Source organism: Pseudoruegeria sp. HB172150, from assembly GCF_013184805.1.
GTDB lineage: Bacteria > Pseudomonadota > Alphaproteobacteria > Rhodobacterales > Rhodobacteraceae > Psychromarinibacter.
In genome coordinates, this window is the sequence record NZ_JAATNG010000016.1 from 1 (window position 1) to 1,176 (window position 1,176).

General features: G+C 63.9%; 1 protein-coding gene. It reads right to left on the reverse strand.

Going from position 1 to position 1,176, the window contains the following annotated elements:
• Positions 1–1,176 (reverse strand): elongation factor Tu (tuf, locus tag HCO70_RS24525; protein ID WP_172300553.1); only part of this gene is annotated, 1,176 nt, incomplete at its 5' end.

Here is a 1,176-nt window from a genome sequence, read left to right on the forward strand (position 1 = left end):
TTACTCGATGATCTCGGAGACGACGCCTGCGCCGACGGTGCGGCCACCTTCGCGGATGGCGAAGCGAAGGCCGTTCTCCATCGCGATCGGCGCGATCAGCTCAACCGAGAACGACACGTTGTCCCCCGGCATAACCATCTCGGTGCCCTCGTTCAGCGTCACCGTCCCGGTCACGTCCGTGGTCCGGAAGTAGAACTGCGGACGGTAGTTCGCGAAGAACGGAGTGTGGCGGCCGCCTTCCTCTTTCGTGAGGATGTAGGCCTCGGCCTTGAACTTCGTGTGCGGCGTCACCGAGCCCGGCTTGCAGAGAACCTGGCCACGCTCCACGCCCTCGCGGTCGATGCCGCGCAGCAGGGCGCCGATGTTGTCGCCAGCTTCGCCGCGATCGAGCAGCTTGCGGAACATCTCGACACCGGTGCAGGTCGTCTTCTTGGTGTCCTTGATGCCGACGATCTCGATCTCGTCGCCCACGTTGATCACGCCGCGCTCGACGCGACCCGTCACAACCGTGCCGCGGCCGGAGATCGAGAACACGTCCTCGATCGGCATCAGGAACGGCTGGTCCACAGCGCGCTCCGGCGTCGGGATCCATTCGTCGACGGCCTTCAGCAGTTCGCGGATCGAGTTCTCGCCAATCTCCGGATCGCGGCCCTCGAGCGCGGCCAGAGCCGAGCCCTTGACGATCGGAATGTCGTCGCCCGGATACTCGTAGGAAGACAGCAGCTCGCGGACTTCCATTTCGACCAGCTCCAGCAGTTCCTCGTCATCCACCTGGTCGACCTTGTTCAGGTACACGACCATGGTCGGGATGCCGACCTGGCGGCCCAGCAGGATGTGCTCGCGGGTCTGCGGCATCGGGCCGTCCGCGGCGTTCACCACCAGGATCGCGCCGTCCATCTGCGCCGCACCGGTGATCATGTTCTTGACGTAGTCGGCGTGGCCGGGGCAGTCGACATGCGCGTAGTGACGGTTCTCGGTCTCGTACTCGACGTGGGCGGTCGAGATCGTGATCCCACGCGCTTTCTCTTCCGGCGCGCCGTCAATCTGGTCATACGCCTGGAAGTCGCCGAAATACTTCGTGATCGCAGCCGTCAGCGTCGTCTTGCCGTGGTCAACGTGCCCGATCGTCCCGATGTTCACGTGCGGTTTCGTACGTTCAAACTTTGCCTTTGCCAT